This window comes from Streptomyces sp. NPDC097981 (assembly GCF_040302565.1).
Lineage (GTDB): Bacteria > Actinomycetota > Actinomycetes > Streptomycetales > Streptomycetaceae > Streptomyces.
Genome location: NZ_JBEORW010000099.1, coordinates 1 through 10,127, shown reverse-complemented (window position 1 = coordinate 10,127; position 10,127 = coordinate 1). Strand labels below are relative to the sequence as shown.

Sequence of the window (10,127 nt, the reverse complement as noted above, 5' to 3'; positions counted from 1 at the left end):
CCCTTGTACGACGGCGACACGCTCGCCACGACAGGCCCCTCCCAACCACGACCAACCCGGAGATCATCTCACTCACCGGTCAACGTGACAGCACCCTCCTCGGCGATCCGGTGCAGCTTGGTCGCCTTCGGTCCACCCCCGCGTCGGCGGGGAGCACGGCAGTTGGATGCCGGTGGTCGAGGTGGCTTCCGGTCCACCCCCGCGTCGGCAGGCAGTGCTGGGGCACGATCAAACACGCGCCGGGCCTGGGCGGTCGACCCCCGCGTCGGTGGAAAGCACCCTCATGCCCACTCACGTGAGTGGGTCCGTTACGGCTCACCCCCGCGTCGGCGGGGACCACGTCCAGTGGGACCTGGACGACGGCCAGGAAGCCGGCCCACCCCCGCGCGGGTGGGGAGCGGTGGATTCCTTGAACCGCGGCCCCCGCTTGGCGGGGAGCACGCGCCGCCAAATGCACGGCGCGGCCTGGTCGTGCGGTTCACCCCCGCGTCGGCGGGCAGCACTGAGTCCAGCCGTACAGCGGGCGGATCGTCCGCGGTTCACCCCCGCGTCGGCGGGGACCACCGGCGGGTCCAGTCCACGGACCGGATGGCGCTCGGCTCGCCCCCGCGTCGGCGGGGAGCACAGGATCCGGTTCGGGTACGCACCAGGCGCGGTCCACCCCGCGTCGGCGGGGAGCACCCCATTGAACGCGCGGCCAGTTCCTGCTCAGCCGGTCCACCCCCGCGTCGGCGGGGAGCACGGTCAGCTCGTGGGGCGTGATATCCCTGGCGGCGGTTCACCCCCGCGTCGGCGGGGAGCACCCCGGGATCAGGACCCCGGCGGCGCGGAGCTGCGGTTCACCCCCGCGTCGGCGGGGAGCACAGATGGGTCTCGTCAAAGCAGACCCACGTTTCCGGTCCACCCCCGCGTCGGCGGGGAGCACAAGCCCAGCGGCACCGGCGGTGACGCCCTCACCGGTCCACCCCCGCGTCGGCGGGGACACCGGCACCGCACCGCAGGAGCGGCCGGGTGGAGCGGTCCACCCCCGCGTCGGCGGGGAGCACTCGCTGTTGCTGCCGCACTGCCGGGCGGCCACCGGTCCACCCCCGCGTCGGCGGGGAGCACAAGGCGTTGGCGCTGAAACTGGCGTACACGAGCGGTCCACCCCCGCGTCGGCGGGGAGCACCCGATCAAGCTCAACACCGTGTCCTTGGGTCTCGGTCCACCCCCGCGTCGGCGGGGAGCACGTGACGCTCCGGCGCATCACCAGGTCCAGCAGCGGTCCACCCCCGCGTCGGCGGGGAGCACTTGTCGAAGATCCAGCCGCCGAGGATGGGGTGCGGTCCACCCCCGCGTCGGCGGGGAGCACCCTTCCACGCGACCTGCGTCTACAACCAACCGCGGTCCACCCCCGCGTCGGCGGGGAGCACAGCCACCGCCGGGGCCGGGAGCGCTGTACTGGCGGTCCACCCCCGCGTCGGCGGGGACCACAAGTCCGCGGAGGCCGACCGCATCGCCGGCACCGGCTCATCCCCGCGTCGGCGGGACCACCAGCGCTACATCCTCGCTGCTTCGGAGTCGGCCAGCTCACTCTTGCGTCGGCGGGGACCACGTAGCCGTCGAGTGCTGCGCCGCGGGGCAGGCCGGTTCACCCCCACGTTGGCGGGGACACTAGCGCGTCAGGCCCTCCTCCTCGATCGACATCGGACCGCCCCAGCGCCAGCAGGGATCATGATCGCGCCACCGATCGGAGCGGCGGCGGACCCTGGTCCACCCCCGCGTCGGCAGGCACCAGGCAGTACATGTTCAGTTCTCAAGGTGCCGTAGAGGACGGTACTCCGTTGCGGGTGGAACGGGACTGACAAAGGTGCAAGGCAGTGGTCCGGCAACAGGAGAGACGGGGCGTCAGGGTGCGATGTGGGCCGCCAGGCATTGTCGTTTCACCAGGGAGTTCCGCGAGCAGCGGTGCTGAGCGAGGTGCCGGGGTCCCGGTGATTGGGCGGCGGATCTGGTGGGGGTGGCATCTGCCAAAGGTGATTCGCTTTTCACACGCCGGGAGTGCGCAAGGCATCTGAGGCTGGATAGATCCGTCGTTTTGACCTGATTCACCCTAGTCCCTTTTGGGAGGGTTAGTCAGTTGCCATGGGTGGGGTCACTGGACCTTATCGGGTGGCTCTGACAGTTCGTCTGGCTTGAGCCGTTCGGGTTGCACGGCCTTGCTGTTGGCTTCTAGCGTCGCTGGTCATGGGGCGATCGGGTCTGCCGCACGGTTGTCGGTGTGCCTGTGATCATGTGTGGGGGTGTGCGGTGGTGCCTGCTTGGAATGTGGTTGAGCGGCCCTGTCTGATGGTCCTCTTACGTGAGGACGCCCAGCCTGAGGAGCTGGAGTCTGTCCTGCCGGGTGCTCAGCCTGGAGACCGGGTTTGGGTCGGGTTACGCAGTGCCCTGCTGGGCGCTCACCTGATCGCGGACCTTGAGGTGATGAACCCTGCGGTCGAGTCGGTGCTGCGGAGGCTGCTGACTGCGCTGGCCGTTCGGATCGGCGGGCTGGACGTGGGCGGCCGCGAGGAGTGGGAGGAGCGGTTCGATGAGCTCTTGGCGGGTGGCAGATTTGATCCGGGGGCAGTGAATTCGTACTTCGACCGGTGGCTTCAGCGGTTCGATCTGTTTGATGGCCAGCGGCCGTTCATGCAGGATCCGCGGCTGGCAGATGAGTGTTCGCGTCAGGCGCCGCCGGGCCGGCTGGTGATGCCCCGGCCCTCGGGTGCGAACCAGCCGTGGCTGGACCGGACTCCCCAGGACGATCCCGTTCCTGCCGCGGAGGCTCTTGGGTGGCTTCTGGCGTGGCGCGGGTACGGGCCTTCCGGGCTGGGTGCGCAGCGCCATCACGCTGGTGTGGACTCGAAGAACATGAAAGCTGCGCCTTTGAGGGCGCTTGTGTCGTTCCATCCGCGGGGCGAGAGCCTGTTCGTGTCGCTGGTCTTGTCGTGCCCGCCTCCGTTGGGCGGAGAGGTATTGGGGAGCGATCTGGCTCCTTGGGAGCGGAGTGAGCTGGAGGATCCGCTGGTACCTGCGGCGGTCTCGGGTCCGGTGTCTTTGCTCGTGGGTCGTGCCACCCATCATGTGCTGCTCGCTGCGTCCGGGGATGGGGCGGAGGTGACCGGTTGCTGGGTGGCGTGGGGCAGCCGCGTGGACCTGCCGGCCGCACGGGATCCGTTTGTGATCGACCGGGCTAAAGGCGGCCCGGTGCGGGCGAGCTGGCGGCGGCAGTTGCTGCGGGATTTCGATGCGTTCCTTCATGCCCGGGATCCGGCCGCGGCGGGCATCAAGGGTCAGGTGCTGCCGGTCTGGCTGTCAGTGTTCGCGGATCTGCCTCCCGACGTGCTTGCCGCGCTGGCTGATGTGCGGGTGCGCGCGCTGGGTTGTCACCAGGAGAAACAGGACCGGGATGAGCAGTGGTTCGGGGTGACGACTCCGGCGAGCATTGCGCCGTTTTTGCCGTCACGGCACCCCGGGCGGGCTGCGCGGGTTGCCCAGTGCCGGTTGGGGGCCGAGCTGGCGGCCTCCGACATGGCCAAGGCGCTGCGTGGGGCGTGGAAAGAGCTGGCTCCCGGTGAGAAGGAGTGTGGCTGGGCGGATGCCGCGACGTCGGAGTTCTGGGATCGGGCTGACTCGATGTTCTGGTCGGCGATCGGCGAGGACGGTACTGGGTTGCCGGCCTTTCGGACTCTGGGCTTGGAGATCTTCGATTCGGTGACGCGGGAGGCAGCGTCGTCGCCTCAGGGATTGCTGCCCGTGGCGCGGGCGCGGTCGTCGTTTACCCACCCGCGTTCAGGAAGGAAGAAGTCGTGACCGCTGAAGTTTCGCCGGGGACGGTGGTTGTCCCGGGACAGATGTCGAGCCCGCCGGACCGCTATGAGCGGTTCATGGGGACGGTCCGCATGGCGTGTGCCACGCCGGGTGGGCGTGCTGACCTGCGGCAGGGGTTGGCCGATGGGCTGTCGTCTCCGTGGCAGATGTATGTGCATCTGCTGCCGGCCGGTGGAATTCCTGCCCGCTCGCAAACCCGGGAAGCGGAGTTCCCCTTCTTGCTGGTGGCAAGCCTGTATGCGGTGCATGATGCGCCGAATCCGCGGACCGAGCGTACGAATCCGCAGCCGGCGCCGAAGCGGGCCGACCGTCGCAAGAATTTGGGCTGGTCGTATGCCCGGGCGGCGTCGATCGGGGCGACGAGGCAGAAGGCGGCCGCCGGTGCTCTCTCGCAGATCGCACAGTTGGATCTTGAGGATCTGTACCGGGATCTGCCGGGTGCTGTGTCCCTGCTGCGTTCACAGCGTGTCCCGGTGCAGTGGCCGGTGCTGCTGCGTGATCTGACGCGCTGGTCCCAGTGGGCTGAGGACGTCCGTATCGAATGGGCTCGCGCCTTCTACGCCCCCGCCCCTACATCCGTTCGTACCAATGAGGAGACTTCGTCGTGACGCTCACGCCCGGCAGCCTGTACCTGGACGTCCACCTGATCCAGTCCTACCCGTACTCCAATTTGAACCGTGATCGGCAGGGCGCTCCGAAGTCCGCGCGGTATGGCGGGGTGATGCGGGCGCGGCAGTCGTCGCAGAACGGGAAGCGTCACACCCGGCGTGCTGTGGAGAACGCGACTGGTATCCGGGCGGTGCGCACGCGGGGTGTACCGAGGGCGGTTGCGGAGCGGCTCGGGCGTCGTGGCTGGGATGGGGAGGTTGCGCTGACGGCGGGGCAGATGCTGATCCTGGCTGCGGGGGTGAAGGGTCTCGGGATTGCCGACAGTCAGGGCACGAATGCGTTGCTGTTCCTGCCTGAGAGTGCGCTGGATCAGCTGGCTGATCTGGCAGACCAGCACCGTGTTGAGATCACGCAGGCGGCTTCCGATGCCGCTGCCGAGGCGGAGAAGGCCGCGAAGAAGGCGACGCGCAGGGTCAGCAACGATGGGCCGGATCCGGATCCGGATTTGGACGAGGCTGAGGAGCCGGTGCTGGGGGAGAGCAGCGTGCTGGCGAAGTACGCGGCGAAGATCCTTCCCAAGGCGGAGGTGCTGAAGATTCTGCAGTCGCGGAATGCGTCGGTCGCGGCGTTCGGGCGGATGCTCGCCAACGAGGCCGGGTCGACGGTCGACGGGGCGGTGCAGATGGCGCATGGGTTGAGCACCCACGCTGCGTCAACCCAGCTTGACTACTTCACAGCGGTCGATGACATCCTGCAAGACGAAGGTACGGAGACCGGCGCCGGTCACATGGGTGACAACCGGTACACGTCGGCGACGTTCTACCGGTACGCCTCGCTGAATGTGAGCGAGCTCGTGGGGAACCTCGACGGTGATACGGAGACGGGTCTGCAGGTGACGGCCGAGTTCCTGCGGGCGTTCGTCACCACGGTGCTGCCGGCGAAGGCTTCGGGGACGGCGCCGTTCACGGTGCCGCATCTGGTGTACGTCGCGCTGCGCTCGGACCGTCCCGTCAGCCTGGTCGGCGCTTACGAAAGCGCGGTACCTGACAGCACGAAGGGGTACGTGCCTGCATCGCTGGCCCGGCTGGACGAGCACGCGGCAGCTCACCACCGCTTCCTGGGCACGGATGGTCTGGTCACCCATGCGCACAGTGGGCTGGCCGGTGAGACGTTCGAAGCGTTGGGGGAGCGGATCGATGGTCTGGAGCAGCTGATCTCCCGCATGGTCGACACCGTGGCCAAGGAGCAGGTGTGAGCGGGTTGCTCCTGCACTTGTCGGGGCCGGTCCAATCCTGGGGGAGCGAGGCGGAGTTCGAGGTCCGCACCACGTACCGGTGGCCCACGAGGTCGGCACTTGCGGGTCTGTTCGCTTGCGCGCTGGGCCGGCCGCGCGGCAGTGACAACCGGGACTTGGAGGAGCTGCGGTACACGATCAGGGTGGACCGGCCCGGGCAGCGGGAGATGGACTTCCACACCGTCGGTGGTGGTTACCCCCGCCATCTGACACCCCCGACGGCGGAAGGAAAGTTCCGCAAGGCCGGTGAGGGAACCATCCTCACCCAGCGCTGGTACCTGACGGACGCGGCTTTCACCGTTGCCGTGACCGGCCCTGCCGCGGTCACCGAAATGGTGGGTAAGGCACTGCGCCGGCCCGTGTTCTCTCTCTATCTGGGCCGGCGGTCCTGCACGCCGGATACCCCGATCCTGCTGTTCGACCAGGTCGTGGACGCTGTCGCCGACCTGGACCGGCTTCCGGTTCACCGCGCCACATCCAGGCGAGGGCCCCGACAGGCAGTGACCTTCATCTATGACACCGCGCCTGAACCCGGGGCTCTGCCCGATGGGGAGGTCCGCGACATTCCGGCAGGCGGGACGCGCAGCGCGTTCAGCCGCCGTCCGATGTGGGAGCGGCAGCGTGAACTGCCGGGAGCCCCAGACAGCGGCCTTGGAACGCAGTGGATCAACGCACTCACCGCATACAGGCAGGAGGTGACAGCATGAGCATCGTGCCGCAAGCACTGACCGAGAGCGTGCACCTGGCGCAGCTGCGGCTGGAGGAACGCAGCCGGGAGGTTCATCGGGACCTCACCGATGCCACCAGCCTCCACAACCGGGTTCAGGCATTGTTCCCCGACAATCTCGGCCCGCAGCCCCGGGCGGCGACGAACACCCTCTTCCGCGTCGAACGGGAGCAGGACGGACCCATTCTGCTGATCCAGTCGACGCTGCCCATCAACCGGAACGGTCTGCCGGCCGGATACGCCCGGGACATCGCCTACCGTGACCTCGGCCCGCTCCTGGAATGGGGCAGGGAGGGGCGGGTGGTGAGGTATCGCATCGACGCCCATCCGTCGATGAGCCAGTCGGTGCCGGGACAACGAGGAAAGCGGATCCCGCTGCGGGGTGAGGAAGCGCTCCAGTGGTGGGAGCGGCAGGCCATGAAAGCCGGCCTGGAAAACCAGCTCGCCCTGGACATCCCCCAGAGCGATGTCCGCGCAAGGCGCGGTGCGGCCAAGCCGGTCCGCTACTCCGTCATTCGCTTCGAGGGCGTCGCGCGCGTCACGGACCCGGCTGCGCTGAGGGCGGCGATCACGTCGGGGATCGGCCGGGGGAGGGCATACGGCCTGGGGCTGCTGTCGATCGCCCCGTACCGGAGCTGAATCACCGCTCTTCTCCTGCTGTGGTGGCCACGCCCCGCTCGCGAGGCCACCACCCCGTCCCAGACATTGGAGTTACCAGAGTGGCGGTGCCGTTCGAACCACGGCTGTGGGCCAAGGCCCGTGGTCTGACCCATCCCTATCCTGCTGGTTGTCATGCGATCGACGCCGCGGTCATGGCCGGCGCGCTGTGGGATCGCTACCTCACCCGGCGTCAGCGGCACGTGATATCCGACGGCTGGGGGCTTACGGACCAGGAAGCGCGCCTGTTCGTCGTCACACTCGCTGGCCTACACGACCTGGGGAAAATCACTCCTGGGTTCCAAGCCTGCGCCCCTGAAGCGGACCAGGTCACGGGCCTGCCCGGCTACGAGCCTGCCCCGACCGGCAGCAGGTCACCCAGCCACCAGAGGGCAGCCCACCTCACACTCCCGGAATTACTCCACCGCATACACGGCATGCCTTTGAACGGCCGCCCCACCCGAACGGCCGCCCACCAGATCGGCCAGCTGATCAGCGGCCACCACGGCACCTACGCCCCAGCTCTCTCCCACCAGGGCAGCGAACTCACCTGCCCCCTCGGCGCGGTACCCGCTCTGGGGGACAAGGACTGGGACCAGCAACGTGAAAACCTGGTCCGTCTCATTCACAGTCTCTTCGGTACTCCCGCACTGCCCACCCGCCCAGCCAACGGGCCCGCCGCCACAGTCACCACCGGCCTGATCGTCCTCGCCGACTGGCTCGTGTCCCAGATCCACTGGGTCCAAGCACGCCAGCGCCGCTGGGACCGAGACCCCGCCGGCAACTGGGAGACACACGCTCGCCGCGCACGCCGAGCCGCGCCAGCAGCACTGCGCCAAGCGCAGCTCACCCCGCCCACGTGGCGGCGAACACGTACGTTCGAAGGCCTTTTCCCTCATTTGCGCGGCAGGCACCTCCACCCTGTCCAGGACAGCCTCGCCGCCCACCTCCCCACCCTCGCCCGCGGCGGCCCCGGGCTCCTCCTGATCACCGCGCCCCCCGGTGAAGGGAAGACCGAAGCGGCCCTCTATGCCGAGCGCGTCATGGGACCCGCCGCCGGCACCAACGGGCTCGCATTCCTGCTCCCCACCATGGCCACCACCGACGCAATGTGGGCGCGAGTCCGCGCTCACGCCCGAGCGAACTGCCGCACCCCACCACCCGTCACTCTCCTGCACTCGATGGCCTGGCTCGACGCCGCATACACACCCAACGACCTGAACACGGCCACCTGCGACCCAGACACCGTCGCCGAATGGCTCCGCGGCCGTCACCGCGGTCTCCTCGCCGGCATCGCTGTCGGAACCTGGGATCAGGCCGTACTCAGCGTTCTCCCACACCGATACATGGCCATGCGCTGGCTGGGCCTGTCCGGGAAAACCATCGTCATCGACGAAGTCCACGCCTACGACGCCCACGGCCACGCCCTCACCCTGCGACTCCTGCAATGGCTGGGCGCCCTGGGAGCACCCGTCATCCTGCTCTCCGCCACACTCACCGGGGAAAGCGCAGCAGCCCTCGTCCACGCCTACCGCCACGGCGCCGGCCACAGCGACGCACCCGCTCTCACACCCAGCTACCCCGGCTGGACGTACACCAGCGGGTCTAGCGGCACCATCACCACATCCGACTCCCTGGAATCACACCGCGCACACCGGCTCACCATCAACATCCGCCGTGGCCAACACACACACGATCCCAAGGTGGAAGGCGGGAGAGCACACGCCCTGCTCCGTCTCCTGGCCCCCCTCCAAGAAACCGACAGCGGCTGCGCACTCATCGTCTGCAACACCGTCGCCGACGCCCAGGCCACCCACGACCTCCTCACCACCACCTGGAACACCGCCAGCTCCCGCCCACCCCTGGTACGGCTCCTCCACGCCCGCATGCCCGCGCGGCAGCGGACCGCGATTACGCGAAGACTCCAACGCTGGACCGGCCCCCACGGCAAACGTCCCGACCGTCCATTCGTAGTAGTCAGCACCCAAGTCGCCGAGCAGTCCCTCGACGTCGATTTCGACCTCGTCATCAGCGATCTCGCGCCACTGGCCCTCCTCCAGCAACGTGCCGGACGCTGCCACCGCCACCCCCGAAATGACCGACCCACATGGGCTCCCACAGGACACCCCCGCCTGGCCGTTCTCACCCCCACCGGCCAGCTCCCACCCCGGCACTGGGGCAACGTCTACACGACCTCCGTCTTGCGCCGCACTCGTGAACTCCTGACCTCACGCGACGAGCTGACCATCGCCGTCCCCGGGGACGTCCAGCACCTCATCGACCAGGTCTACGGCCCCGAGTTCGCAGCCGAAGACGACATGACACGCATCGCCGAGGACGCCCAGCGGACAGCCACCGCCCACCTCACCGCGATCGGTCCACCCGCATCGATACGGGACCTCCATCCCCTCACCAACACCGACGAAGCCCCCGACACGATCGCCACCCGCCTCGGAGCCGACAGCATCCGGATTCTGCCCACCTACACCACCCCCGACGGCCGCCACTGGCTGCACCCCACCCACCACACCCCACGCACCGCCCTCCCCCAAAACATCGACCCCCAAGACCGGCCCACCATCCGCCGACTCATGAACGCGACCATCCCCATCAACAGCCAATGGCTCAGCCCCACCCTCACCACCCGCCCCATCGAATGGTCCACCGTTCCTGGTCTGCGCAACATTGCTTTGCTTCCCCAAGCCGTCACGCGCGCCACCATCCAGCCATACCGACATAACGGAAAAGCAATCGCTCTCGACCTTCAGAAAGGCATCATCCGTACCTGAAACAGGCAGCTGGGGTCAGTCCTGGAAACCCCAACAGGATGCTCTGACGGCGGTCTCCGTAAGCGGTTCTGATCCACTTCTTGTGGTCCGATCGCGGAGCGTCGCGGCCGTCAGTCCGCGAGGAGGATCTGTCGGCGGAGGAGGTCGAAGCCGGCCCGGCCGTACCCGTCCCTCTTGATCCGCTTGACCCTGTTGACGT

General features: G+C 68.3%; 6 protein-coding genes and 1 CRISPR repeat array. All 6 genes read left to right on the top strand.

Going from position 1 to position 10,127, the window contains the following annotated elements; translation table 11 throughout:
* Positions 1-712: 712 nt before the first annotated feature.
* A CRISPR array of direct repeats spans positions 713-1,473; the repeat unit is 29 nt; unit sequence CGGTCCACCCCCGCGTCGGCGGGGAGCAC.
* A gap of 753 nt (positions 1,474-2,226) precedes the next feature.
* The 6 genes from casA to cas3 are packed head-to-tail and all read left to right on the top strand — an operon-like array spanning position 2,227 to position 9,928.
* Positions 2,227-3,834 (top strand): type I-E CRISPR-associated protein Cse1/CasA, encoded by a 1,608-nt coding sequence (gene casA / locus ABTY04_RS39260; RefSeq protein WP_352218224.1) that lies wholly within the window; start codon positions 2,227-2,229, stop codon positions 3,832-3,834.
* Entirely contained in the window at positions 3,831-4,460 is a 630-nt protein-coding gene (gene casB / locus ABTY04_RS39255) for a type I-E CRISPR-associated protein Cse2/CasB (protein ID WP_352218223.1), read from the top strand. Before casA ends, casB begins: the two co-directional genes overlap by 4 nt.
* A complete protein-coding gene (locus ABTY04_RS39250) occupies positions 4,457-5,716 on the top strand; it encodes a type I-E CRISPR-associated protein Cas7/Cse4/CasC (RefSeq protein ID WP_352218222.1) in 1,260 nt (419 codons plus the stop codon). Before casB ends, ABTY04_RS39250 begins: the two co-directional genes overlap by 4 nt.
* Positions 5,713-6,462, top strand: a complete 750-nt coding sequence (cas5e, locus tag ABTY04_RS39245; RefSeq protein WP_352218221.1) for a type I-E CRISPR-associated protein Cas5/CasD — start codon at positions 5,713-5,715, stop codon at positions 6,460-6,462. The genes ABTY04_RS39250 and cas5e overlap by 4 nt, the downstream gene beginning before the upstream one ends.
* Entirely contained in the window at positions 6,459-7,121 is a 663-nt protein-coding gene (gene cas6e, locus ABTY04_RS39240) for a type I-E CRISPR-associated protein Cas6/Cse3/CasE (RefSeq protein ID WP_352218220.1), read from the top strand. The genes cas5e and cas6e overlap by 4 nt, the downstream gene beginning before the upstream one ends.
* Before the next feature lie 20 nt (positions 7,122-7,141).
* Positions 7,142-9,928 carry a CRISPR-associated helicase Cas3' gene (cas3, locus tag ABTY04_RS39235; RefSeq protein WP_352218219.1) on the top strand — a complete coding sequence of 929 codons (2,787 nt, stop codon included), beginning with the start codon at positions 7,142-7,144 and terminating at the stop codon, positions 9,926-9,928.
* Positions 9,929-10,127 lie beyond the last annotated feature (199 nt).